We start from the raw sequence: 25,031 nt of genomic DNA on the forward strand, positions 1-25,031 counted from the left end.
GATCGAGTTCAAGGCGCGACAATACGCCGCAGAAGGCCCCAAAAACAGCCGAAGATTACCACCGGGCAGTAGGGGAAATACCAAACTGATACTGTCTTTTACGACAAAACTGATTCGGCTTTGCCCACGAGCGGGCTGCGATTTTACTCTCAGAAAAGCCTCAACCCTTAAGCGGCGCGCGTTTGAGCGCGACCGGCCAATCCTTCGCAGGGCTTAATGACACGCATCCGACATAGGCAGTATCCAACGCCAGTCAGTGGGCGCGTGGGGCTATACTCTGCGGCTAAATTTAAAACTTACCTTCATACAGACCTACAAGGACTCGCCCATGAAAGCGTTCGGCAAAATCCTGGGTCTGGTGCTTCTCGGGTTGTTGCTGATCATCGTGGCGCTGGGCTTTGCCCTGAGCCATCTGTTCGATCCCAACGATTACAAAGACGAGATCCGCCAGATAGCCCGCGACAAAGCCCACATTGAGCTGACTCTCAATGGCGATATTGGCTGGAGCCTCTTCCCTTGGCTCGGACTGGAACTGCACGACGCCAGCGTCGCCACGTTGGCAGCCCCAACCAAACCTTTTGCTGACCTGCAAATGCTCGGGCTGTCTGTGCGCGTGCTGCCACTGCTGCGCAAAGAAATCCAAATGAGCGATGTACGCGTTGAAGGCCTTAACCTGCGCCTTACCCGCGACAAAGACGGCCACGGCAACTGGCAAGATATCGGCCAGCCAGCCCCCGTCGTCGCCACAGCCCAAACCGCCCCGGCTACCAGCCCTGAGCCTGCGCCAGTAGCCAAGCCTGAAACCGTCAGCCAACCGCTCAAGCTCGATATCGACAGCCTGACCGTGAACAACGCACGGGTTGAATACAACGACGAGCAAAGCGGCCAGCAGTTCAGCGCTGAAAGCATTCAAATGAGCACTGGCCCAATCCACGAAGCAACCAGCACGCCGGTGAAGCTGACTGCATTTTTGGGCACCAACAAGCCCGTTATGCGGGTCAAAACTGAAGTCGATGGCAAGCTGCGCTTTGATCGCGTGCTCAAGCGTTATCAGTTCGAAGACATGAGAGTCACGGGTGAAGCCTCGGGTGAGCCGCTGCAAGGCAAAACCATGACGTTCGCTGCACAAGGTCAGTTGTTGCTTGATTTGGCTGCCAACGTCGCCGAATGGAGCAGTTTGAAGGTTTCTGCCAATCAGTTACGCGCGCTGGGTGACCTCAAGGCTCACAGCCTGGATACCAACCCGCAAATCAGTGGCGGGCTGTCGATTGCTCAGCTCGATTTGGCCACATTCCTAGACAGCATCGGCCACACCCTGCCAGCAATGGCGCCGGGTAGCCTGAGCAAAGTTGAACTGGTGACTCGCTTGGCGGGCACGCCTAGCAGTGTGGTGTTCGACGAACTGAATCTAAAAGTCGATGACAGCACCTTCACGGGCCGTATCGCCGTGGAAGACTTCGCCAAACAAGCGCTGCGTGTTCAGCTCAAAGGCGACACGTTTAACGCTGATCGCTACATGCCGCCCACATCGGTTGAAGCTGCCAGCGCCACAGCGGCGCGTCAGGCCGAAGTTCAAGGCAACGAAGCGGGCGCACTGGCAGCATCGGGTGACACGCCACTGCCTGCGGCACCCACCAAAAGCGGCTGGAGCACAGCCAAAATCATCCCGGTCACTCGCCTCAAGGCGCTGGATCTGAACGCCGACATCAGCTTTGGCCAACTGACCCTCAGCAAACTGCCTATTCAGAACGCAGCGCTTAAAGCCAATAGCAAAGACGGCCTGCTGACGCTCGAAAGCCTGCGCGGCGATCTCTACAAAGGTAACTTTGCAGCCAACGGCAGCCTTGATGTACGCCCGATGCTGCCGTTGATGGCCCTGCAAACCCACATCAACAACGTGCCCGTCGAAAAAATCCTGCAAAGCCAGGGTCAAAAACCACCGATCAATGGCCTGCTGACACTTAACAGCAACGTCACGGCCAGCGGTAATAGCCAGAATGCGCTGATTGAAAGCCTCAACGGCACCGCCAATTTTGTGCTCAACGACGGCGTGCTACTCAACGCCAACCTTGAACAGCAACTGTGCCAGGGCATCGCTACGCTCAATCGCAAAACCTTGAGCGGCGCACCTCGCGGCAAAGACACGCCCTTCAAGGAGCTCAAAGGCAGTTTGATCGTGCGTAACGGCGTCGCCAGCAACCCGGACATGATCGTGCGCATTCCCGGCATGAGCGTCAAAGGCGATGGCGACATTGACCTGCGCGTACTGGGCATGGACTACCGCATCGGCATCACGATCGAAGGCGACAAGAGCGCGATGCCCGACCCGGCCTGTCAGGTTGGCAAAAACTTTGTCGGCGTTGAGCTGCCACTGCGTTGCCGCGGCCCGCTTGAGCTGGGCGCTAAAGCCTGCCGCCTGGACAAGGAAGGCTTGGGCAAAGTTGCCGCCAAAGTGGCCGGCAATAAACTCAGTGACAAACTTGAAGAGAAGCTCGGCGACAAGGTCAGCCCTGAACTCAAAAACGCCCTCAAGGGGCTGTTTAACCGATGAGAGATGAGCAGTTTGCAACCTCGGTGCTGGATTGGTATGACCGCCACGGCCGCCACGACTTGCCCTGGCAACAGGGCATTACCCCGTACCGGGTGTGGGTCTCGGAAATCATGCTGCAACAAACGCAGGTCAGCACTGTGCTGAACTACTTCGACCGGTTTATGGCTTCACTGCCAACAGTCCAGGCGTTGGCGAGCGCCCCTGAAGACGAAGTGCTGCACCTGTGGACAGGCCTGGGTTACTACACCCGCGCGCGCAATTTGCAAAAAACCGCAAAAATCGTCGTCGAGCAATACGGCGGCGAGTTTCCGCGTGACGTCGAAAAACTGGTGGAGCTGCCCGGCATCGGTTTATCCACAGCCGGGGCGATTGCCAGCCTGAGCATGGGCCTGCGCGCGCCAATCCTCGACGGTAACGTCAAGCGCGTGTTGGCACGCTATACCGCGCAAGAGGGTTACCCCGGCGAGCCCAAAGTTGCCAAACAGCTATGGGCCACCGCAGAACGCTTCACGCCCCATGACCGCGTCAATGCCTACACTCAGGCGATGATGGACATGGGCGCCACACTCTGCACGCGCAGCAAGCCCAGTTGTCTGCTGTGCCCGCTGGAGAACAGCTGTGAAGCGCACATGCTCGGCCTTGAGACCCGCTACCCGATCCCCAAACCACGAAAGAGCATCCCGCAAAAGCGCACGCTGATGCCAATGCTGGCCAATGCTGAGGGCGCGATTTTGCTGTACCGCCGCCCACCAACAGGCCTGTGGGGCGGCTTGTGGAGTTTGCCGGAGCTTGATGACCTCAAAGACATTGAGCATTTGGCGCTGCAACACTCGCTCAGCGTGGGCCAACAACACCCGCTGCCCGGCCTGACCCACACCTTTAGCCATTTCCAGTTGGCCATCGAACCGTGGCTGATCCACGTCAAGGAGTCTGGCCATCACGTGGCCGAGGCCGATTGGCTCTGGTATAACCTCGCCACCCCGCCGCGCCTGGGCCTTGCTGCCCCGGTCAAGAAGCTGCTCAAACGTGCAGCCGACCTATTGAACGCAGGAGAGTCCTCATGACCCGCACCATCATGTGCCGCAAGTACAAAGAAGAACTGCCCGCCCTTGAGCGCGCTCCATTCCCGGGCGCCAAAGGTCAGGACATTTTTGATCACGTCTCGGCCAAGGCCTGGGCAGACTGGCAAAAACACCAAACCCTGCTGATCAACGAAAAGCGTTTGAACATGATGAACGCCGAAGACCGTAAATATTTGCAGGGCGAAATGGATAAGTTCTTCAGCGGTGAAGAATATGCGCAAGCAGAAGGCTACGTTCCGCCAGCGGAATAAACCCCGGTTTTAAAGGCTTTGGCCCGTAAGCGACGGTAATAATTAAATATTTTTCAAAAAAGTGTTTGACGGGTCATCGAAAAAGGCTTCTAATGCGCCCCGTTGCCCAGATAGCTCAGTCGGTAGAGCAGGGGATTGAAAATCCCCGTGTCGGCGGTTCGATTCCGTCTCTGGGCACCACATTCAGTTTTGATGTGGTGTTCGCACCACCTCAAAGCAAACAAAAAACCCGCCTCGTGCGGGTTTTTTGTTGGGCGCGATTTATACCCGGCAGCGCCGCCTCTCTTGGCGATTGCAAAGAGATGGGGTTCAATCCTCTCCTCAGCCTGCAAAGGACACACGTTCATGTCATCGCCTAAAAAACAGCAAAAACACGCGCAGCGGGCCAAAACCAAAGCCAAGCAAAACCGCATGGGCAAACCCGGCAAAGCTGCGAGCACGAGCTTGATCGACAACCCGTTCGATGATGTGAAAATCGACCTCAGCACTTTCGACTTTCAAGACATCCTCGAAAACGGTTTTGAACCTTCCGATTTCGACGATCTGTTCCAGGCCATGAAGAGCGCCGAAGGCATCAGCCTGCAAGCGATGTGCAGCATATTCCTGCAATACCCTGTGCTGGAGCTGGTGATCTCGGAAGAAGACGAAGAAGACGCCACCGATTTCCTGATGGGCCTGCTGATCGCCTTCCGCATGACGGTACACGGCGACGATGAAGACAGCGCGTTGGCTTGGGTCGAATCGCCTGTATTCCAAAAGGCCTATGTCGAAGCCTCACAACAGTTGGCAGAACGCAGCGCTCGGAGCGCGCACTGACAGCGGCTCTGCTTGAACCTGTCAGCCGGGCATTCACCGAGCCCGCTGCTGACGGCTATCCACTGGGCGGCATTGAATGGCGCCACCCCAGCCCTGACGCCTTGCGCGCCGTGGTCATCATCAACGCCGCCACATCGGTGCGATGCGTTTACTATTCGCGATTTGCCCAATACCTGTTCCGGCATGGACTGGACGTGATGCTGTTCGACTATCGCGGCATTGGCGTCTCACGCAGTGGGTCGTTACGCGGGTTTGCGGCGTCATGGTCAGACTGGGGCGCGCTGGACACTCAAGCCATGCTCAAGCGCGCTCAGCGCGAATACCCCGGCCAGCCGATCGATATGGTCGGTCACAGCTTTGGCGGCTGTGCGGCAGGGCTCGCGGCGTCTGCACCCTTGATTCGACATTTGCTCACCGTGGGTGCGCAGTTCGCTTATTGGCGCGATTACGCGCCTGCTCAACGCTGGCAGATGCTCGCCAAATGGCACGGCGTCATGCCATTGCTGACGCGGGTGTGTGGCTACTTCCCCGGCAAACGCCTGGGTTGGCTGGAAGACACCCCGGCGGGCGTAGTCAAAGACTGGAGCGCATTGCGCACGCGCTACGAGAAGCTGCCCAGCGCCCGCAACCTGGCCAGCCTGCCCTTTTGCCATGTAACGGCCAAAACCCTCGCCATCAGCCTGAGCGACGATCCTTTCGGCACAGTTGCCGCTATCGAACGCTTGCTGAGTTACTTCAGCGCCAGCCCACGCACGCATCTGCGTATCGCCCCCGAAGACATCAACGAGACCGAGATAGGCCATTTCGCGTTTTTTCATAGCCGGTTTCAGGACAGTTTGTGGCCGATTGCTTTGGCATGGCTGCAAAAAGGGCAGTTGCCCGAAGACGCGCCAGGCGCAATACGGCCTGTGACCTGATACCGGCTGCGTCTTGCTGAGACCCCCTTCAAAAAGGATTGAGCACGCTCAAAGGATCGCCGCCTTGGGCAGCATCAACGTTGGTGCCCGCCTCAATCTACGCCTGCGCATCCCTCGGGCTTGTGAATACGCACGCTGGAAGGCGGATTGTTGGCCAATTTATTGGCCGGACGACGCGGGCGAACCAGCAATTCGCCGCCGCAGTTCGGGCACAAACCACCCAATTTCAACTGCGCGCACGCAGCACAAAAAGTGCACTCAAACGAGCAAATTAACGCTTGTGCCGAATCGGGCGGCAGGTCGAGGTCACAGCATTCACAATTGGGGCGTAATTCAAGCATGGCGGCACCTTGGACACTGAGGGTTCTAAAGCATAACCTGCGTACGTTGCCTGTCTTTTGTAGCAGTTGCGCCGCAAATGTATTGCACTATTTGCAGGCTTTGGCCTCAGATAACCATGAGCTTCTTTTCCGAATGCACACAGAGAGCCCTGTTCCAAGGCATGACTCAAAACCATGATTCAACCCCGCCAGCCTCTGTTTTGAGCGAGCTGCGCGCGGGCACCCACACGCGCCATGTTGCCCTCGAAAAACGCTTGCCGTTTTTCTCGCCTACGCTTGACCGCGCGCTCTATAAGCGTTTGCTCACGGCCTATTACGGTTTTTATCAGGCGCTGGAGCACGCATTGATTAACAGCCCAGCCATACCGCCAGATTTTGACCTGCAATCGCGCCTCAAAACGCCTGCACTGCTTGAGGATTTACACGCACTCGGCATAAACGCAGAGCCTTCGCCGCGCGGCCAAAACTTGCCCGTCCTAAACAGCCAAGCCTGCGTACTGGGCGTGTTGTACGTACTGGAAGGCGCGACGCTGGGCGGCCAAATCTTGCGCAAGCACGTCGCCCAACACCTGAACATCGAGGCCCATAACGGCGGGGCATTTCTGTATGTGTATGGCGAAGCCACAGGGCGACGCTGGAAGGACTTTCTCGACTTTCTAGGCCGCCAGCCACTCGACACGCACGCACGCGCCCAAACCGTACACGCGGCCTGTCTTACTTTTAGCTGCTTTGAGCGTTGGTTCGAGAGCCAGGAGGTTTTGCTATGAATCTATCGGATAACAAAGATTTCGAAACCTTGCTGATCAATTGCGCGGACGAACCGATTCGCTTTCCTGGCGCGATCCAGCCTCATGGCGTGCTGCTAACCCTGTCACTGCCCGACCTGCATATCCAGCAGGTCAGCGCCAACGTATTGCCCATGCTCGGCCAACCCGCTGAGTCATTGCTCAACCAGCCACTGCAAAAGCTGGTTGGGGAGCAAAACGCAGCGGCGATTCAACAAGCCTCGGCCTTTGATGGGCTGGACACGCCACCTTTGGAACTGACGCTTAATGGCCAGCTTTTCGAGGGCCTGCTGCATCGGGCGCACGATGTCGTTGTGCTTGAGTTAGAACGCAAGCCTGACGCCATTAAAGCCCTGAGCACGATGAACAAGGTGCGCCGCCTGAGCCGCATGCTGCAACGCTTGCAAGCCGCTCAAAGCCTGCCCGCCCTGTATGAGATGTGCGTCACCGAAATTCAGGCCATGACCGGTTACGACCGCGTGCTGATTTATCGCTTTGAAGAGGAAGGCCACGGCCAGGTGATTGCCGAAGCCTCAGCCCCTTCGATGGAGTTGTTCAACGGCCTGTTTTTCCCGGCATCCGACATCCCGGAGCAAGCCCGCGAACTGTATCGCACCCACTGGCTGCGGATTATTCCCGACGCCAGTTATGAGCCCGTCGCACTCGTCCCCACGCTGCGCCCTGACACGGGCCAAGCGCTGGACTTGAGCGGTGCCGTGCTACGCAGCGTGTCGCCGATTCATTGCCAATACATGAGAAACATGGGCGTGCTGTCGTCCATGAGCATCTCGCTGATGGACGGCGAACGCTTATGGGGGCTCATCAGTTGCGGGCACCGGCAGCCACTGCACGTGCCTCATGAATTGCGCATGGCCTGCCAAACCCTTGGCCAAGTGCTGTCGCTGCAAATCAGCGCGCTGCAAACCTTGGAGATCAGCCGCCAGCGTGAAGCCAAAATGGACGCCTTGGTGCGCCTTAACGCGGCCATGGTTCACAGCCCAAACAACGTGTTTGACGGCTTAACCGAGGAACCCGAGCTGCTAATGGCGCTGACACAAGCTGACGGCGTAGCGATCCTGGAAGACAACGTGCTGCATCGCTACGGCAACTGCCCACAACCCGAAGACATTCGCGCCTTACATCAATGGTTCAAGGCGGGCGGACAATCAGTTTTTTCCAGCCACCATCTGTCGGGGCTTTATCCCGAGGCGGCTCAGTACAAAGCCATTGCCAGCGGCGTGCTGATCATGAGCTTGCCCAAACCCATCGACAACGCCGTGTTCTGGTTTCGCCCGCAGGTAAAAGCCAACATTCAGTGGAGTGGCGACCCGAAAAAACCACTCAATCTGGAGCAGACCGACAAGGGGCTGCGTTTGCGTCCGCGCACCTCGTTCGAGATCTGGAAAGTTGAAATGGAGGGCATCTCCACCAAATGGAGCCACGGCGACTTGTTTGCCGCCGACGACTTGCGCCGCTCCGCGCTGGAAAACGACCTGGCCCGCCAAGTACAACGCGAACAACAAGCCGTGCGTGCCCGTGATGAGCTGGTGGCGGTAGTGTCCCATGACCTGCGCAACCCAATGACCATCATCTCGATGCTCTGCGGCATGATGCAAAAAGCCTTCAGCAGCGACGGGACGCACAGCTCGCGGCGCATCAGCTCGGCCATCGACACCATGCAGCAAGCCAGCAGCCGCATGAACGTATTGCTCGAAGACTTACTCGACACCTCAAAAATCGAAGCCGGGCGTTACACCATTACCCAGCAGTCGCTCGATGTGAGCCAGATTTTCGAGGAGGCGTATTCATTGCTGGCCCCGCTGGCGACAGACAAATCCGTTGAGCTGACCTTCCATGCCGAGCCCGACTTAAGAATCAGCGCAGACCCCGAACGGCTTTTTCAGGTGCTTTCCAATCTGATCGGCAACGCCATCAAGTTCACCCCGGCGCAGGGCAAAATTGGCGTGGCGGCCATGTCTGACGGCCAGCAGATTGTGTTTAGCGTGCGCGACTCCGGCAGAGGCATCCCTCCCGAACAACTGCCCCACATCTTCGAGCGCTACTGGACGGCCAAAGAAGATAACGCCTCTGGCACCGGGCTGGGGCTGTATATCTCCCAAGGCATCATCAAAGCCCACGGCGGGCAGTTATTGGCAGAAAGCAAACTGGGCGAAGGCAGTGAGTTTCGTTTTACCGTGCCCAAGGCAGGCTGATTAGCGGCGCCTGTATCCGCCACAAAAAAGGCCACCGCCCGTGAGGAAAGTGGCCTTGATTGTGTACTTAACCGCGAGAACCATCCTGGCCTCAGTTAAGTACCGGTGCCCCCAACTTCTGAACGCGGCGACGGCGCGCAACCAACAATCCTGCCGCGACCACCAGAATGCTCAGCAAACCGGTAGCCATGATTTCAACTCGATGCGACTCCTGAAACAGCATGATCGTCAAAATCGCCACGATGAACACGATCACGGCCCAGGTCAGCCCCGGGAACAGCCACATTTTGAATTCAACCGTCTCACCGCGCTCTGTACGCTTTTGACGCATCCGCAGTTGCGATATGGCGATCACCAGATACACCAACAGCGCAATAGCGCCAGAACTGGCCAGCAAGAACTGAAAGACCGCCGCCGGCGCCACATAGTTCGCGAACACGGCCAGAAAGGCCGCGCCAGTGGACATCATCACCGCCCAGTAAGGTGTGCCGCTGGCGTTGGTTTTTTTGGCCGCAGCCGGCGCATCGCCACGCTTGCTCAAGGAGTACAGCATGCGCGACGAGGTATAGAGCGCCGAGTTCAGGCAACTGGTCACAGCGATCAAAACCACGATGTCCACGATCAGCTTGGCATTAGGAATACCCATGCGATCAAGCACGGTCTGGTAGGAGCCAAACTGCGCCAGACCCGGATCGTTCCACGGCACCAGCGCCACGACGATAAAAATCGACACCAGATAGAACAAACCAATACGCCAGATCACCGAGTTGGTGGCCTTGGTGATTTGCTTGCTTGGGTCTTTGGATTCAGCTGCCGCGATGGTCACGATTTCTGTGCCCATGAACGAGAACATGGTGGTCAACATCGCCGCCAATACAGCGCCCATGCCGTTTGGCATAAAGCCCACGGTGTCGACCAGATGCGAGACGCCGCTGACCTGGCTGTTAGGCAGTAAGCCGAAAATCGCCAACACGCCCAAAATGATAAAGCCAATGATCGCCAGCACTTTGACCAGCGCAAACCAGAACTCGAATTCGCCGTAGTTTTTCACGCTGAACAGGTTGGTGACAGTCAGCAACAGCGTAATGACAAGGGTAAAGACCCAGATCGCCGTGCCGGGAAACCACGCATGCAAAATAGTGGCGGCAGCAATCGCTTCCAACGGGATGACCAACACCCAAAACCACCAGTACAACCAGCCGATAGTGAAACCGGCCCAATGCCCAATGGCACGGTCGGCGTAGGTCGAGAACGAACCGGTGTCGGGCGAAGCGACGGCCATTTCGGCCAGCATGCGCATCACCAACACCACCAAAGTACCCGCGGCAGCGTAAGCCAGCAGTACAGCTGGCCCGGCCTCAGCGATTGCATGGCCGGAACCGACAAACAGGCCGGCACCAATTACCCCGGCAATCGACAGCATAGTCACGTGCCGTGGCTTGAGCCCTTGTTCCAGGCCGTCAGAAGAATGCGTATTGCTCATTGGGACTACCTTTGCATTGAAGCCATTCCGAGCACCTCGTTGACTTTCGTAAAAAGTAACAAACGAGGCGTTTAAAATTGTTTACGCAATAAGTGCGCCAAGATGTATCAAAGTCCCGCTCTGCACAGGCCAAACAACGGAACTCAACATTAGGCGCAGGCTTTAGCGCAAGGGTTTTGCCCCCTTTGTTACCGTAACACTCAGTAACAAGGACTCAAGCGCACCAAAAAATACCCATTTAGGCCAAGTGCGTTTAAAACAAGTGCGCATCTTTGACCTTTAGTAGGTTCGCGCTTCCAACACAGGGCCAAAGCTGGCAACATCGCGACCTTTTTTACGCGACACCACCTGTTGGCCAAAGGGCGATACACAGGTTGAGTTGTTGTCGGCGCGACAGTCAGCTGTCGTGATGCGACAAACAACCTCCTCCCTCGCTTTTTGTGCCCCTGGAGCGGTTGGTTGCCATTGCGGCCCTATGCTAGCTTGGCGTGCGCCAGAAAGGCCGCCCAACAGCCGGGTCGCACCCGAACACAATGAGGACCGCACATGGCTTTGGCCACGCCCGCGCTTGAAATCCGCAACTTGCACAAACGCTACGGCGAGCTTGAGGTACTCAAAGGTATCTCGCTGACCGCACGCGACGGCGACGTGATCTCGATCCTGGGTTCTTCCGGTTCCGGCAAGTCGACTCTGCTGCGCTGCATTAACCTGCTGGAAAACCCCCACGAGGGCCAAATTCTGGTCGCTGGGGAAGAGCTCAAGCTCAAAAAGGCCAAAAATGGCGAACTGGTTGCCGCCGACGGCAAGCAGATCAATCGCATGCGCAGTGAATTAGGTTTTGTGTTTCAAAACTTTAATCTGTGGCCGCACATGACCATCCTCGACAATGTCATCGAGGCGCCGCGCCGGGTATTGGGCCAGACCAAAGCTGAGGCCATCGAAATCGCCGAGGCGCTATTGGCCAAGGTGGGCATCGCTGATAAACGCCATGCTTACCCGTCTGAATTGTCCGGCGGTCAGCAACAACGTGCGGCCATTGCCCGCACGCTGGCCATGCAGCCCAAAGTCATTCTTTTCGATGAACCTACATCAGCACTTGACCCGGAAATGGTTCAAGAAGTACTTAGTGTGATCCGTGCACTCGCCGAAGAAGGCCGCACCATGTTGTTGGTCACACACGAAATGGGTTTTGCCCGCCAGGTGTCGACCGAAGTGGTGTTTCTGCATCAAGGCCTGATCGAAGAGCAAGGGTCGCCAGAACAGGTGTTTGATAACCCGGTTTCGGCACGCTGCAAACAATTCATGTCCAGCAATCGCTAACGGAGCAACCCGAATGCAGAACTATAAAAAGCTTCTTCTGGCCGCTGCCGCCACATTGGTGTTCAGTGCCAATGCCTTGGCTGTTGATAAGTACAAAGTGGGGATTGAAGGCGCTTACCCACCGTTCAACAACAAGAACGCCAGTGGTGAAGTGGTCGGCTTTGACCCCGATATCGCGATGGCCCTGTGCGCCAAGATGAAAGCGGAGTGCGAGATCGTCACCTCTGATTGGGACGGCATCATCCCGGCGCTTAACGCCAAAAAGTACGATTTCATCGTGTCGTCGCTGTCGATCACCGACGAGCGCAAGCAAGCGGTCGACTTCACCGACCCGTACTACTCCAACAAGCAACAGTTCATTGCGCCGAAAAAAGTCGATTTCAAAACCGACGTCGAGTCGCTCAAAGGCAAAAGCTTGGGCACCCAGCGTTCGACCCAAGCCGCAACTTGGCTGGAAGACAACGTGGGTGGCGGCATCTCTTTGTATGACACCCAGGAAAACGCCTATCTCGACCTGACTTCGGGCCGTGTAGATGCGTTGCTGGCGGACAAATACGCCAACTACGACTGGCTCAAGAGCCCGGCTGGCCAGGCTTACGAGTTCAAAGGTGAACCGGTCAACGAAGACGACAAAGTCGGCATTGCCCTGCGCAAAGGTGACAACGAACTGCGCACCAAGCTGAACTTGGCCCTCAAAGAAATCGTTGAAGACGGCACGTACAAGAAGATCAACGACAAGTACTTCCCGTTCAGCATCTACTGACCTGCCTGACCGGTGCGCCTGTGGGCGCACCGGTCCCTAGCAAAGCCTGCCTAACCCATGACTATCGATTTATACGGATTCGGCCCGGCGCTTGCCGCTGGCGCGCTGATGACCGTCAAACTGGCACTCACTGCGCTGTGTCTGGGCCTGGTGCTCGGCTTGCTCGGTGCACTGGCCAAAACTTCACCCTTTAAACCACTACGATGGCTGGGCGGGGCGTATTCGACTCTAGTACGTGGTGTGCCCGAATTGCTGTGGGTACTGCTGATTTACTTTGGCAGCGTGAATGCTGTGCGCGCCCTTGGTGAATTCATCGGCATGCCCGACCTCACCCTCAGCGCCTTCGCCGCTGGCGTAATTGCTCTGGGGCTGTGTTTTGGCGCCTACGCCACTGAAGTTTTTCGTGGCGCGATTTTGGCCATCCCTAAAGGCCACCGCGAAGCGGGCATGGCCCTTGGCATGTCCAAGCGCCGTATTTTTAGCAAGCTGGTGTTGCCGCAAATGTGGCGTATCGCCCTACCCGGCTTGGGCAACTTGTTCATGATCCTGATGAAAGACACCGCGCTGGTATCCGTCATTGGGCTGGAAGAAATCATGCGTCAGGCACAAAACGCCGTGACCTTCGCCAAACACCCGTTCACCTTCTACATGGTGGCCGCCGTGATGTATCTGGGCCTGACCGTTCTGGCTATGGGCACCATGCACGTACTTGAAAAACGCGCCGCGCGCGGCTTCGTGAGGAGAACGTAATGGTGTGGGAACTCTTCCTCAAGTGGCTGCCCAAGCTGATTCAGGGCGCGACCCTGACACTGGAGCTGACCGCGCTCTCCGTGATTGCCGGTTTGATCGTTGCCATTCCGCTGGGTATCGCTCGCTCATCCAAGTTGTGGTACGTGCGCTCGCTGCCTTACGCGTACATTTTTTTCTTCCGCGGCACGCCCTTGTTGATTCAACTGTTTTTGGTCTATTACGGCCTGGGCCAGTTTGAAGCCGTACGAGAAAGCGTGTTGTGGCCGTACTTGCGCAGCCCGTTCTGGTGCGCTGTGATCACCATGACCCTGCACACGGCCGCCTATATCGCTGAGATCCTGCGTGGCGCAATTCAAGCCATTCCACCGGGTGAAATCGAAGCAGCACGAGCCCTGGGCATGTCGCGCTTTAAAACCCTGATCCACATCATCTTGCCTCGTGCCACCCGCATCGGCTTGCCAGCCTACAGCAACGAAGTGATTCTGATGCTCAAGGCCAGTTCGCTGGCGAGCACCGTGACCCTGCTGGAACTGACCGGCATGACGCGCACGATCATTGCCCGTACTTACCAGACGGTGGATATGTTCCTGATTGCCGGGTTGTTGTATCTGGTCATGTCGTTTGTGCTGATTCAAGGCTTCAAACTGCTGGAGCGCTGGTTGCGCGTCGATGCCTGCCAAGGGCGTTAATGACTTAAGCGGCGAGTTACTGCTCGCCCGCTTTGAGGCGCTAGACGCCTTTATAAGTGACCACCAGCATCTGTGGCGCCCACGGCCATTCACTCAGTTGAATATGCCGTGGGAAGCCCAACATCCCGAGTTGGCTCAATGGTTGCGCACCCGGTCGTTGCAAGACGCCGAAACCAGCCACAACCATCCGCACTTTCTGGCCGCTCCTGCGCCATTCCCCGAACTGGCCGCAAGCTCCCTTGCCCTGAGCACCGTTGAGCGTTTGCCCACCCAAGCGCTGGCGCCTGCCGCAGCGCGCTTGCACGTTGATGTACCGGGGCGCAAATGGCTGCAAATCGAAGCGTTCGCTCAAACACTGACGTTCAAACACACGCCCACGCACTGGTTGGACTGGTGCGCAGGTAAGGGCCATTTAGGCCGCAGGCTGCTTAACGCCGAGCAGCAATTAACGTGCGTGGAATATGACCCTGCGCTGATCGAGGCGGGTCAACAGTTGAGTCAGCGCCATCAACTCGCCGCCCGGCATGTTCAACAGAACGTGCTTGCCGAAGACGCGGCACTGCAAGTCACCCCCGAAATGACCCCGGTTGCCTTGCACGCTTGCGGCGATCTGCATGTGCGCCTGCTGCAACTGGCCAGTGCGGCGGGTTGTGCACAACTTGCCATTTCGCCGTGCTGCTACAACCGCATCAGCGCTGCGAATTACCAGCCGTTATCCACAGCCGCCCAAGCATCGAACCTGCACCTGTCACGAGAAGACTTGAGTTTGCCGATGAGCGAAACCGTGACTGCTGGCAGCCGCGTGCGCCGTCAACGCGATGAATCAATGGCCAGACGCTTGGGGTTTGATGTATGGCAGCGCCAAGCACGCCAATGTGACGAATACTTATCCACACCCTCGCTGCCCAGCGCATGGCTCAACACGCCGTTTGCCGAGTACTGCGAACACTTGGCAGCGCTGAAAAACTTATCCACAACCGGCAACGAACACTGGCCTGCATTTGAAAAGGCGGGCTGGGAGCGACTGGCACAGGTGCGCAATCTGGAGCTGGTGCGGGGGCTGTTTCGCCGCCCTCTGGAGCTGTGGTTGGTGCTTGATCAAGCGTTGTATCTCGAAGAAAACGGCTACAACGTGCGTGTCGGTGAGTTTTGCGACAACCACCTAACGCCGCGCAACTTGATGCTGTTAGCGCAGCGCTGTGGATAACTTGACGCGTCTATTGGATTGGGGGCGAGCCAGTCGCCCCGTGCAAAGCCTACGACCCGCGATACGTCGAAAAGCCATACGGGCTGAGTAACAGCGGAATGTGGTAATGCTGATCAGCATTTTTCACCTCAAAAATCACCGGTATTTCAGGAAAGAACGTGTCTTGCCCGGCTTTTTTGAAGTATTCACCGGTTTTGAACACCACCCGATATTCACCCGCTTCAAATGCCTGCTTGGCCGGGAACAACTCGCCGATACGGCCTTGCTCGTTGGTCACGCCTTGCGCCAGCGGCTGCCAGTTCTGGCCTACGTGCTTTTCTAAGGTCACGTTGACCCCAGGCGACGGCAGACCATTTTCAAGATTGAGCACATGCACGCTCAATGGGTTACCAGCGGCCAGCGCCAAGCTGGAGACTGCGCTCAGGCCCAAGGCCGCCAACGTCATTCGCAATTGCTTCATGGGGAGTTCCTCAAAGGTTAAAAAACACTCAATTCAACGTTCAATCGTTAAGCCAACACGTTGCGCGGCCTGCACAGCACAGGCTTCGTCCTGTTCAGCGCCCCCTGCCCCCGCAACGCCCAGCGCACCCACGAGCTCACCTTCAGCAAACAACGGCACACCGCCGCCCAGCAGCAACAGCTCGGCAATAGAGTTGAGGTTGGCTGCTTGCGGGTTAGTGCGGGCGCGTTCAGCAAACAGACGGGTTGGGGTTTTAGTCGAAAGCGCGGTGTAAGCCTTACGCTGACTCGCCAGCAAGTTGTGCGAGCCCACGGCCTCCGGGCGCATGGCGAGCAACACATTGCCACCCCGATCAAGCACACTCAGCGCTCCCGTGCAGGACTTAAGCGTGGCATCGCCCAATTGGCGAGCGGTGGCCAAGTCCAAGTCCGCATGACGTGGCAAATTCACCGCCGCTTGAGCAGTACCAACAGCACCGACAGCGGCACACAACAGCAGGGTTCTCAGCATCATGGGCAAGCTCCTGTACGAATGAAGCCACCTTAACCAGCGACCTTCGTCAAAACCTCGTCAGTTGCATTACAAGTTTGTAATAGGCAACGTCACCGAAGGCGCCTAGCCTGTGCAGACGATTGATCGAGGTATGCGATGCGTTTATTAGTGGTTGAAGACGAAGCAAAAACTGCGGAATTTGTGGCCAAAGGCCTGAGAGAGTCAGGCTTTGCGGTGGATGTAGCGCTTAACGGGCTGGACGGCCGTTACTTTGTTGAGCAGCAAGAATACGACCTGATCATCCTCGATGTGATGCTGCCGGGGCTCAATGGCTGGCAATTGCTGCAACTGATTCGCCAACGCGGGGCTACGCCCGTTTTGTTTTTGACCGCCAAAGACGCCATCGAAGACCGTGTTCGCGGGCTTGAACTGGGCGCCGACGACTACCTGCTTAAACCTTTTGCCTTCGCCGAATTACTGGCCCGCGTGCGCACGTTGTTACGGCGCGGCCCCATGCGTGAGGCCGAGTCATACAGCATTGCCGATCTGGAAATCGACGTACTGCGCCGTCGTGTCAGCCGAGGCGGCCAACGCATCAGCCTGACCAACAAAGAGTTCACCTTGCTCCAATTGCTGGCCAGCCGTCAGGGTGAAGTTTTATCGCGCACATTAATCGCCTCACAAGTGTGGAACCTGAACTTCGACAGTGACACCAACATGGTGGAAGTCGCCGTTCGACGTTTGCGCTCCAAGGTTGATGACCCATACATGCCTAAGTTGATCCACACCGTGCGTGGCGTGGGCTACCAGCTCGAAGCACCTGATGAATAAATCCATCGCCTGGCGACTGGCGCTGGCAATCGCCCTGACGTGTGCGTTGGTGTTAAGCCTGATCGGCGTGTTTTTATATCGCTCGCTAAGCGCTGAGCTGGCCTTTCGTGACGACCAAGCGTTACTGGGCCGCCTTGAGCAAGTCCGCGCCCTGCTCCACGACAGCGACAGCCTCGAAGCACTGCAAGAGCGCCCTCGGCTGTATCAAAACATGCTGGGGAATCTAGACAGCGTGTTGCTGGTCAAGCGCGAAGACGCCAGCCAAGTCATTGCAATCAACCCGCATCAACAAAGCTTGCCAACGCTGCAACCCATCGCTCAAAACCAAACGCCTCAGCGTGCAGATATTAAAACCGTGGACGCCACGGTGTTGCTGGCCGGCATGGCCGAAGGCCCAGCAGGTGAAACGTTGAACGTTGTGGTGGGCAAACGCCTTAACGAGCGTGAGCAGATGCTCGCCAGTTATCGGATGAAGTTGTACGCAGCAGTAGGGCTCGGCGCGTTGCTCGCCTTTGGTCTGGGGTTGCTGCTATTGCGCCGCGGCCTCAAGCCCTTGCGCGAACTGGCGCAGGCTATGGGCGGCATCCAACCACGCAGCCTTAACCAGCGCACCCCGGTAGACAACGTGCCAAGCGAGCTTAAAGAACCGGTACAAGCCTTCAACGCTATGTTGGCGCGTCTTGAAGACAGCTTTGCCCGGCTGTCGCAGTTCTCGGCAGATTTGGCCCATGAAATTCGCACCCCTCTGCATAACTTGCTCGGCAGCAACAGCCTGGCGCTAAACCAACCCCGTAGCCCCGCCGACTATCAGGAGCTGCTGGCCTCTAACATCGAAGAATATGAGCGGCTAAACCGCATGGCCGAAAACCTGATGTTTCTGGCCCGGGCGGAACACGGCCAACGCCCCTTGCACCTGCAACCACTGGATTTGTCGCAGATGGGCGACGAACTGTGCGATTACTTCGAAGCCCTGGCCGAAGACAGGCAACTGCGTTTGGACAACTCACTCACAGGAACGCTAACCGCCGATCAGCAGCTGCTGCAAAGGGCATTGGGCAACCTGCTTGCCAATGCCGTGCGGCATGCCGAGCCCGGATCAACCGTCTGCCTGCGCCGCCATGACGACGACGAGCATTGCTGGGTGGGCGTGCACAACCTCGGCCAACCGATTGCCGAGCAACATCTGGGCAAACTGTTTGATCGCTTCTACCGGGTCGACCCCTCTCGCGCCCAACCCGGCGACTCAGGCGGGCTAGGTTTGGCGATTGTGCACTCCATCATGCAATTGCACGGCGGCCAGATACGGGTCACCAGCGATAGCAACGGCACACTGTTTGAACTGGGATTTACCCGTTAAACCGTATTTTTCGGAGCGATCCTGCCACTGGTTTTAGGGCTACGAACCGCCCAAAAACCTCTGCGCAGCGCATGCCCACACAAGGCCCTCAACAACAGCCGGCTGGCCACAACTTAAGCATCCTGTCCAAATCATGAAAATAGTCTGTTATCAGGGGTTTACAAGCTCGAACATCCCGGTATACTCGTCGCCCATAACGCCGGTATAGCTCAGTTGGTAGAGCAACTGACTTGTAATCAGTAGGTCCCGAGTTCGACTCTTGGTGCCGGCACCAGACAAGGTTCCACAGACAGCTAGTAAAGTCTCTGAAACCACCAAAAAACCCGCCTTCTGGCGGGTTTTTTCGTTTTGGCGTTCCGTCGGGTTCCGCCAAAATCTCATGGATACCAGCCGTTTTAAAGATAAAGATAGGGGTAAGGTCATTCGATAAAGGGAGGAGTACCCTTATGTCGCGCACCACTGCCCCGCTCTCCGATTCGGCTTGCCGTTCAGCCAAGCCCACCGACCGCGCCTATAAGCTTTTCGACGGCGACGGCCTCTACCTTTTAGTCCAACCCAATAGCCGCAAAGGCTGGCGCCTGCGATATGTCTCATGAACTGGTGGAGCCGGTATCTGTAGGCCAACCAGCAGGAGCATGTCACTCCACACGAATTTGCAAACCAGACCGGAACGAACGTACGCCGATGGAAGCAAAGCCTGTCACGGGTGCACAGAGGATGAATTGAGATGGACATCTCAACCACGCAAAGCCTCAAGCTCGCCATCGTGTCGGCTACCGGGCTATCAAGAGACGCGTTGCATATCTATGTGGGCATGGCCTCCTATTTAACGTTGATCGCCGTCATACGAGGGTTCAGGCCATACATTGGCTGGCTGGGTGTTTTCATCATTGCATGTGCTGGCGAGTGGGTGGACAGACGGGACGATCTTGAAAGTCTCGGGTACTGGCGCTGGCAAGCAAGTGCTCACGATATTCTCAACACACTGTTTTGGCCGACGGCACTCACACTTCTTTGGCTTTTAAAGTACCGCAAGTAAGCAAGCGTAGATCCGCAACACTCCCCCCTCTCTAGCTCGGCCTTCTACAGGCAAGCGTGCGATTTCGTCGCCCAACCAGCGCATAAAAATTGGTTATCACTGGCTTTCCAACTGACTGTTCACCGCTGGCCGTGTGCATTGACAGATCTCATATTGTGTTTGTAGTCTGTATACAGAACACGAAAATAAGGAAGCATCATGCAGAAGCTCAATGCCCCGGCGCATCTGATTGAACAAGTTTATGACGCCATTCTCGATGCCATCTGCGAGGGGACGTTGCAGCCTAATGAACGCGTGACTCAGGAAGGTCTGGCCGCGCAGTTGGGTGTTTCACGCCAACCCATTCTGCAGGCTTTTCAGATCCTCAAGCGCGAAGGCTTCATTGAGGATCACGGCCGTAAAGGTGTGATCGTCACGCCACTCGACCCACAGAAGTTGGTGCAGCTTTATCAAGTGCGCGCAGCTCTGGATGCACTTGCTGCTCGTAACGCAGCAAGGCTGGCACAGCAAAACAACACCAAAAAACTCCAGGCAGCTGCCGACAAACTGATCAGCCAAGGTCGCGCTGGCGCTGCAGCCAATGACACCCGCGCGCTGGTTCGGCTGGACATGGCGTTTCATCAGTTCATTTACGAGATGTCCGGCAACCCGGTGATCGCCCAGACCACTGCGCTGCATTGGCACCACATTCGCCGCACGATGAGTTCGATTTTGCAAAACGACGTGCGCACGTTTGAAGGCGTTTGGGATGAGCATCAAGCCATCCTGAACGCCATTTTCAATGGCAATGAAGAACTGGCGCAGCAGTTGGCCCAACAGCACGCTGAAAGTGCCGTCGAACACTTGGCGCGGATTCTGGAGGGTTCGGAGCACGCGGCAAAACTGAAGCAGGCCTGACCTGCGGTTTAACCCTGGAGGTACTCATGAAGCTGACACAAGAACAAATAAAAGCTTATGACGAAGAAGGCTACATTCTGTTGCCAAGCCTGTTTACACAGCAGGAGGCCGCGTTGATGAAGTCCCGTCTTCCCGCGCTGTATCAGATGAACCGTGACGAGGTGATCAAGGAAAAAAGCGGCGTAGTACGCACGGTGTTCGCCGCTCATACCTTCGATGACGTTTTCGCTCGGGTGGCCTGCCATCCCCGCTTGATCAACCCGGCGCGGCAATTGTTGAACAGCGAGGTGTACATGCACCAGTTCAAGATCAATGCCAAAGCGGCGTTCAATGGTGATATCTGGCAGTGGCACCAAGATTTCGGCACTTGGCATCAAGACGATGGCATGCCCCAAGCTCGGGCAATGAACGTGGCGGTGTTTCTGGATGACGTCAACGAGTTCAACGGCCCGCTGATGCTTATTCCTCGCTCGCACAAAGAGGGCCGACTGGACGCCAGTCACGACCTGACTACCACCAGCTATCCGCTATGGACGCTGGACAATGCCAAAGTCTCGGAGCTGGTTGAACAGGGAGGCATCGTCGCGCCCAAGGGCGTCGCCGGTACAGTGCTGATTTTTCAAAGCACGCTGGTGCATGCCTCCTCGCCCAATCTGTCCCCGTGGGACCGCAACACGCTGTATGTCACCACCAACTCGGTGGAGAACGCCATCCGCAAGTTTCAGCGCCCGGACTACATCGCTCATCGCGATTTCACTCCCATCCAGACGTTGGATGACAGCTGCCTGGACGCATTTCAACACGCCGTAGCCTGAACCCTGCTCCTCGCCGAACCCTGTTCGGCGGGGAGCCATCGCCATCATAAAAAGGACAACAACGATGAACGATTCAATGCGCGATAAAGTTGTGATCGTTACCGGGGCTGGCGCCATTGCTGAGGGCTGGAGCAATGGCAGGGCGGCGGCGGTGCTGTATGCGCGAGAGGGTGCCAAGTTGCTGGTAATGGACCGCGATCGACCATCAGCCGAGGCCACGTGCGCCATCATTCGCGAAGAAGGCGGCACCTGCGAAATGTTTACCGGCGATGTTTCTAACGGCGACGATGTGCGACGCATGGTTGAGGCCGCGCAGGACCATTTCGGTCGTTTGGACGTGCTGCACAACAATGTCGGTATTGCCGAAACCGGGGGCCCGGTAGAGGCCAGTGAAGAGAGCTGGAACCGCTTGCTGGCCGTCAACCAGACCAGCCTGTTTCTGACCTGCAAACACGCCCTGCCGGTGATGCAAGCCCAAAAGCGCGGAGCCATCGTCAACATCGCCTCGGTTGCTGCGGGCCATTGGCTGGGGTTTCCCTATGCGGGCTATTCGGCGACCAAGGCGGCGATGATCGCCTTTACTCAAAACGTTGCGATTCAGTACGCCCCGTTGGGTATACGCGCCAATTGCGTGTCACCCGGCTTCATGAACACGCCGATGGTCAGCGCCTCATTGGCCGCAGCTTACGGCGGCGACGTGCAAGCGATGCTCGACATGCGCCACGCGCAATGCCCAATGGGTTTTATGGGCGATGCCTGGGATGTGGCTAACGCTGCGTTGTTTTTGGCCTCCGATGCGGCGCGCTACATCACCGGCACCAATCTGGTGGTTGATGGCGGCCTGACCCTGCGCTGCGCCTGAGTTCGGACGCTGCTGCACTCTCTCTTCGCAACCTGCCGTGGTTCGCCACGGCGCTAAGGACACGTACTGCGATGCTCGCCATCTTCAATGTTGCCTTTCCAGTATTCGGCCTGATTTTTATCGGCTTTTTCTGCCGCCGACGCGGCATCCTAGGGCCTAATGCGTCCACCGAACTTAATCGGTTTGTCATTTATTTGGGCTTACCGGCGCTGTTGTTTGAGTCGATGTCCCGGCTGGCTTCGGTGCAGGCGCTCAACCTGTATTTCGTGGGTTCTTTCGCCTTGGGCATGGCCGTGGTGTTTCTGATTACGCTGTGGCTGCGGTTGCGAAAAAAGGCTCACTTCATCGACGCCACTATCGATGCCTTGGGCGCGGCCTACCCCAACGCAGGTTTTTTAGGTATTCCATTGTGTTTGTTGACCTTTGGTGAGGCGGGTATCGCCCCCGCGATCATTGGCATCTTGATGACGGCCTGCCTGCTGTTCGCCTTGGCAATTGTGATGATCGAGATGTTTCGCCAAAGTGAAAAACATTTGGGCCGTACGCTGGCCAAGGTCGGCCGCTCGCTGTTGCGCAACCCGATCATGGTGGCGCCAATATTGGGCTGTTTGGTGGCGTGGAGCGGTATACAACTGCCTTCCGGGGTGCAGCAGTTGTTTCAATTTTTAGGAGCCGCCGCAGGGCCTTGCGCACTGGTTTCCATTGGCTTGTTTCTGGCCGCCACTCGTTCGCACAAGGTCGATGGCCGCACGTTAAGCATGCTGGTCATGATGAAGTTGCTGGTGCAACCGGCAGTGACTGGCGCCTTGGTGTTTTGGGTATTCGACGTGCCGCCCATGTGGGCCTGGGCTGCGTTGCTGTTAAGCGCATTACCGGTGGGCAATGGGCCTTTTATGTTGGCGGAATTGTTTGGACGCAAAGCAGACACCATGTCGAGCACCATCCTGATCTCGACCTTGTGCTCACTGCTGACGGTGTCAATTATTCTGGCGTGGATTCCCCCGCAATAAAGCTCATCGCTACAGGGTTTTGATCTTCCTGTAGCGCACGCCTGCTGCTCCTCTAATCGCGCATGTACCCGCCGTCTACATCCATGATTTCACCGGTCACAAAACTGGCCGCATCTGATGCTAAAAAACACACCGCTGCGGCGATATCTCGCGGTGTTCCTGCGCGGCCCAAGGGCATATCAGCCAGCACCCGAGCGCGCGCTTCGGGGCTCAGGGCGCTGGTCATGTCGGTGTCGGTTAACGCTGGCGACACTGCATTGGCCGTAATGTTGAACGGCCCGGCTTCGCGAGCTAGCCCTTTGGTCAATGCAATCACACCGCCTTTGGCTGCGGCATAACAGCTGTTGCCCAGCAAACCGCCCCCGCGCTTTCCGGCAACCGAAGCAATGTTGATGATCCGCCCTGAACGGCGGGCCATCATGCCCGGCAATACGGCTTTGGCGCAGTAGAAAACGCTGTTGAGGTCAATCGCCATAACGCGCTTCCACTCAGCCGTACTCACCTCCAGCAGTGGCGCGGTAGAAACGATGCCCGCATTGTTGACCAAAATATCAATGCCCCCCAGCGCCCGCTCAACCTGCCCCACCATCGCATCCACCTGCTGCTCGTCAGCAACGTCGCCCCCAATGCCAAAGGCATGAATGCCCAGTTCACCCAACTGTTCGGCGGCACGTTGTGCAGCGTCATAGTCGAGGTCGCAGATTGCAATTCTGGCGCCACACTGGCCCAGCGCGACGGCAATGGCATAGCCAATTCCGCGGGCAGCTCCCGTGATCAGGGCGGTACGGCCTTCGAGAGAGAAATTGATCGGCGCAAAATTGGCTAAGGCATTCATTATTGTTATCCCTTGATTTGGACGCAGGTCGGCCCTCCCGCTCACTGGGAAAGGCCGGTGTTTGAATGAAAATCAGGCGGCGAAAACTGTCAGGTAGGGGCGTAGCTGCCCAGCGCCAGTTGGTTCTTAAGTGGCGCAATATCCAGGCGCCGTAGCACGCGGTACAGCGATGGCCTGCAAATGCCCAACATGCGAGCAGCAGCGGTCATGTTCCAACGGCATTCAGTTAGCACACCCAGTACATCGTCGCGCTCACCCAAAGGGGTTGTAGCTGGTCGGCTCTGACGAATAGGCGTGACGTTTTGCGTGTTAGCACGGGTGGGTGGCGACACCTGAGCGCCCGCTTGAGCGAGGAAGTCAGCGGGCAAGTCGCAACGCTGAACCCGCGCCCCGTCCTTCACTGCACAGGCATAGCGAATCACTGCCCGCATCTGGCGTAAATTCCCCGGCCACGAATGACCGAGCAGCAAAGGCCAGACATCAGCGGCGATCACCTGACGCGGGTCGCAGCCAGGCAATTCGGTTGCAACCATGTTGCACACCAGCTCGGCACGGTCAGTGCGTTCGCGCAGCGGGGGCAGTTGCACCACACCGGTAGCAATGCGGTAGAACAAGTCTTCGCGGAAACTACCGTTTTCAACCAGATGCGTGAGGGATTGATGGGTGGCACAGATCAGTGCGAAATTCACCGGCACGCTGCGCTCGGCGCCCAGCGGGGTGATTTCGCGCTCGGCGATCACCCGCAACAAACGGGTTTGCTGCTCAAAAGGCATATCGCCTATTTCATCCAGAAATAAGGTGCCGCCATCGGCCTGCGCCACTTTGCCCTTCTTACCACCCGGCAGGGCCCCGGAAAACGCACCCCGGGAATAGCCGAACAATTCACTTTCGATCAGGGTTTCGGGGATGGACGCACAGTTGAGGGCAATCAATTGCGCGGCGTGACGCTGACTGTGCTCGTGCAGCGCACGGGCCAGCACCTCTTTGCCGGTGCCGGTCTCGCCTTGAATGAGTACGGCAATGCCGCGCTCCATCAGGCGCAATGCGCGGCGAAAAGCCTGATGCACTTGCGGGTCACTGTCGTGGGCAATGTCGCATTCAGGGTAAGCGAACGTTGCGTGGGCTCGGGCAAACGAAGGGCGTTCGTGTACAGAGGGCATCAGCGTCACCTTTTATTATTTTATAGCTCGTGACTATGTCGACTCGCCGCACTTGTGATGCAGCCGTCGATATGGCGTTGAATCACAATAAGCCAGGCAGACTTA

25 protein-coding genes, 2 tRNA genes and 1 pseudogene are annotated in these 25,031 nt (G+C 57.1%); 22 read left to right on the forward strand and 6 right to left on the reverse strand.

Going from position 1 to position 25,031, the window contains the following annotated elements:
• Positions 1–328: 328 nt before the first annotated feature.
• The 6 genes from ACZRJQ_RS14790 (at position 329) to ACZRJQ_RS14815 (ending at position 5,617) form a co-directional block, all read left to right on the forward strand.
• A complete protein-coding gene (locus ACZRJQ_RS14790; protein WP_463979077.1) occupies positions 329–2,551 on the forward strand; it encodes an AsmA family protein in 2,223 nt (740 codons plus the stop codon).
• Entirely contained in the window at positions 2,548–3,615 is a 1,068-nt protein-coding gene (gene mutY / locus ACZRJQ_RS14795; protein WP_463979078.1) for an A/G-specific adenine glycosylase, read from the forward strand. The genes ACZRJQ_RS14790 and mutY overlap by 4 nt, the downstream gene beginning before the upstream one ends.
• Positions 3,612–3,884, forward strand: a complete 273-nt coding sequence (locus ACZRJQ_RS14800; RefSeq protein WP_054054381.1) for an oxidative damage protection protein — start codon at positions 3,612–3,614, stop codon at positions 3,882–3,884. The genes mutY and ACZRJQ_RS14800 overlap by 4 nt, the downstream gene beginning before the upstream one ends.
• A gap of 104 nt (positions 3,885–3,988) precedes the next feature.
• Positions 3,989–4,064: transfer RNA gene (locus ACZRJQ_RS14805), tRNA-Phe, on the forward strand.
• 165 nt (positions 4,065–4,229) lie between these two features.
• Positions 4,230–4,700: a hypothetical protein gene (locus ACZRJQ_RS14810; protein WP_463979079.1), complete on the forward strand. Its 471-nt coding sequence runs from the start codon at positions 4,230–4,232 to the stop codon at positions 4,698–4,700.
• Between the two features lie 8 nt (positions 4,701–4,708).
• Positions 4,709–5,617, forward strand: a complete 909-nt coding sequence (locus tag ACZRJQ_RS14815) for an alpha/beta hydrolase family protein (protein ID WP_463979217.1) — start codon at positions 4,709–4,711, stop codon at positions 5,615–5,617.
• Positions 5,618–5,709: 92 nt separating this feature from the next.
• Here ACZRJQ_RS14815 and ACZRJQ_RS14820 read toward each other — a convergent pair whose 3' ends face one another.
• Complete coding sequence (locus tag ACZRJQ_RS14820) at positions 5,710–5,958, reverse strand: DUF1272 domain-containing protein (protein WP_463979080.1); 249 nt, start codon at positions 5,956–5,958, stop codon at positions 5,710–5,712.
• A gap of 161 nt (positions 5,959–6,119) precedes the next feature.
• On the opposite strand from ACZRJQ_RS14820, the gene ACZRJQ_RS14825 reads away from it, so the two are divergent.
• The gene (locus ACZRJQ_RS14825; protein WP_463979081.1) at positions 6,120–6,725 is read left to right on the forward strand and encodes a biliverdin-producing heme oxygenase; all 606 of its coding nucleotides are present in this window, start codon (positions 6,120–6,122) and stop codon (positions 6,723–6,725) included.
• Positions 6,722–8,956: an ATP-binding protein gene (locus ACZRJQ_RS14830; protein WP_463979082.1), complete on the forward strand. Its 2,235-nt coding sequence runs from the start codon at positions 6,722–6,724 to the stop codon at positions 8,954–8,956. The genes ACZRJQ_RS14825 and ACZRJQ_RS14830 overlap by 4 nt, the downstream gene beginning before the upstream one ends.
• Positions 8,957–9,047: 91 nt before the next feature.
• Here the strand turns inward: ACZRJQ_RS14830 and gabP are convergent, their stop codons facing one another.
• The gene (gene gabP / locus ACZRJQ_RS14835; protein WP_463979083.1) at positions 9,048–10,439 is read right to left on the reverse strand and encodes a GABA permease; all 1,392 of its coding nucleotides are present in this window, start codon (positions 10,437–10,439) and stop codon (positions 9,048–9,050) included.
• A 546-nt stretch (positions 10,440–10,985) separates the two neighbouring features.
• Between gabP and ACZRJQ_RS14840 the strand changes: the two genes are divergently transcribed.
• Genes ACZRJQ_RS14840 through ACZRJQ_RS14860 form a run of 5 tightly spaced genes read left to right on the forward strand, consistent with a single transcriptional unit; the run spans position 10,986 to position 15,168 of the window.
• The gene (locus tag ACZRJQ_RS14840; RefSeq protein ID WP_463979084.1) at positions 10,986–11,759 is read left to right on the forward strand and encodes an ABC transporter ATP-binding protein; all 774 of its coding nucleotides are present in this window, start codon (positions 10,986–10,988) and stop codon (positions 11,757–11,759) included.
• A 13-nt stretch (positions 11,760–11,772) separates the two neighbouring features.
• The gene (locus ACZRJQ_RS14845; RefSeq protein WP_463979085.1) at positions 11,773–12,522 is read left to right on the forward strand and encodes an ABC transporter substrate-binding protein; all 750 of its coding nucleotides are present in this window, start codon (positions 11,773–11,775) and stop codon (positions 12,520–12,522) included.
• A 57-nt stretch (positions 12,523–12,579) separates the two neighbouring features.
• Positions 12,580–13,272, forward strand: a complete 693-nt coding sequence (locus ACZRJQ_RS14850) for an ABC transporter permease (RefSeq protein WP_463979086.1) — start codon at positions 12,580–12,582, stop codon at positions 13,270–13,272.
• The gene (locus ACZRJQ_RS14855) at positions 13,272–13,961 is read left to right on the forward strand and encodes an ABC transporter permease (protein ID WP_463979087.1); all 690 of its coding nucleotides are present in this window, start codon (positions 13,272–13,274) and stop codon (positions 13,959–13,961) included. The genes ACZRJQ_RS14850 and ACZRJQ_RS14855 overlap by 1 nt, the downstream gene beginning before the upstream one ends.
• Positions 13,942–15,168 carry a methyltransferase gene (locus ACZRJQ_RS14860; protein ID WP_463979088.1) on the forward strand — a complete coding sequence of 409 codons (1,227 nt, stop codon included), beginning with the start codon at positions 13,942–13,944 and terminating at the stop codon, positions 15,166–15,168. Before ACZRJQ_RS14855 ends, ACZRJQ_RS14860 begins: the two co-directional genes overlap by 20 nt.
• A 49-nt stretch (positions 15,169–15,217) precedes the next feature.
• Here ACZRJQ_RS14860 and uraH read toward each other — a convergent pair whose 3' ends face one another.
• Positions 15,218–15,628, reverse strand: a complete 411-nt coding sequence (uraH, locus tag ACZRJQ_RS14865; RefSeq protein WP_463979089.1) for a hydroxyisourate hydrolase — start codon at positions 15,626–15,628, stop codon at positions 15,218–15,220.
• Positions 15,629–15,661: 33 nt separating this feature from the next.
• Complete coding sequence (locus tag ACZRJQ_RS14870; RefSeq protein ID WP_463979218.1) at positions 15,662–16,138, reverse strand: GlcG/HbpS family heme-binding protein; 477 nt, start codon at positions 16,136–16,138, stop codon at positions 15,662–15,664.
• A 138-nt stretch (positions 16,139–16,276) separates the two neighbouring features.
• Between ACZRJQ_RS14870 and ACZRJQ_RS14875 the strand changes: the two genes are divergently transcribed.
• The 9 genes and pseudogenes from ACZRJQ_RS14875 (at position 16,277) to ACZRJQ_RS14915 (ending at position 22,931) form a co-directional block, all read left to right on the forward strand.
• A complete protein-coding gene (locus ACZRJQ_RS14875; protein WP_463979090.1) occupies positions 16,277–16,951 on the forward strand; it encodes a heavy metal response regulator transcription factor in 675 nt (224 codons plus the stop codon).
• The gene (locus ACZRJQ_RS14880; protein WP_463979091.1) at positions 16,944–18,308 is read left to right on the forward strand and encodes a heavy metal sensor histidine kinase; all 1,365 of its coding nucleotides are present in this window, start codon (positions 16,944–16,946) and stop codon (positions 18,306–18,308) included. The genes ACZRJQ_RS14875 and ACZRJQ_RS14880 overlap by 8 nt, the downstream gene beginning before the upstream one ends.
• Before the next feature lie 198 nt (positions 18,309–18,506).
• Positions 18,507–18,582: transfer RNA gene (locus ACZRJQ_RS14885), tRNA-Thr, on the forward strand.
• 172 nt (positions 18,583–18,754) lie between these two features.
• A pseudogene (locus ACZRJQ_RS14890) lies at positions 18,755–18,898 on the forward strand (integrase arm-type DNA-binding domain-containing protein); the annotation flags it as partial.
• A 137-nt stretch (positions 18,899–19,035) separates the two neighbouring features.
• Positions 19,036–19,347 carry a hypothetical protein gene (locus ACZRJQ_RS14895; RefSeq protein WP_463979092.1) on the forward strand — a complete coding sequence of 104 codons (312 nt, stop codon included), beginning with the start codon at positions 19,036–19,038 and terminating at the stop codon, positions 19,345–19,347.
• 198 nt (positions 19,348–19,545) lie between these two features.
• A complete protein-coding gene (locus tag ACZRJQ_RS14900) occupies positions 19,546–20,244 on the forward strand; it encodes a GntR family transcriptional regulator (RefSeq protein ID WP_463979093.1) in 699 nt (232 codons plus the stop codon).
• Positions 20,245–20,270: 26 nt separating this feature from the next.
• Entirely contained in the window at positions 20,271–21,059 is a 789-nt protein-coding gene (locus ACZRJQ_RS14905; RefSeq protein ID WP_463979094.1) for a phytanoyl-CoA dioxygenase family protein, read from the forward strand.
• Positions 21,060–21,123: 64 nt separating this feature from the next.
• Positions 21,124–21,921 carry an SDR family NAD(P)-dependent oxidoreductase gene (locus ACZRJQ_RS14910; protein WP_463979095.1) on the forward strand — a complete coding sequence of 266 codons (798 nt, stop codon included), beginning with the start codon at positions 21,124–21,126 and terminating at the stop codon, positions 21,919–21,921.
• Between the two features lie 71 nt (positions 21,922–21,992).
• Positions 21,993–22,931 carry an AEC family transporter gene (locus tag ACZRJQ_RS14915; protein WP_463979096.1) on the forward strand — a complete coding sequence of 313 codons (939 nt, stop codon included), beginning with the start codon at positions 21,993–21,995 and terminating at the stop codon, positions 22,929–22,931.
• A 52-nt stretch (positions 22,932–22,983) separates the two neighbouring features.
• Here ACZRJQ_RS14915 and ACZRJQ_RS14920 read toward each other — a convergent pair whose 3' ends face one another.
• Complete coding sequence (locus ACZRJQ_RS14920; protein ID WP_463979097.1) at positions 22,984–23,766, reverse strand: SDR family NAD(P)-dependent oxidoreductase; 783 nt, start codon at positions 23,764–23,766, stop codon at positions 22,984–22,986.
• Between the two features lie 89 nt (positions 23,767–23,855).
• Positions 23,856–24,926: a sigma-54-dependent Fis family transcriptional regulator gene (locus ACZRJQ_RS14925; protein WP_463979098.1), complete on the reverse strand. Its 1,071-nt coding sequence runs from the start codon at positions 24,924–24,926 to the stop codon at positions 23,856–23,858.
• Between the last annotated feature and the right edge of the window lie 105 nt (positions 24,927–25,031).

It is taken from the genome of Pseudomonas sp. E315, assembly GCF_055406205.1.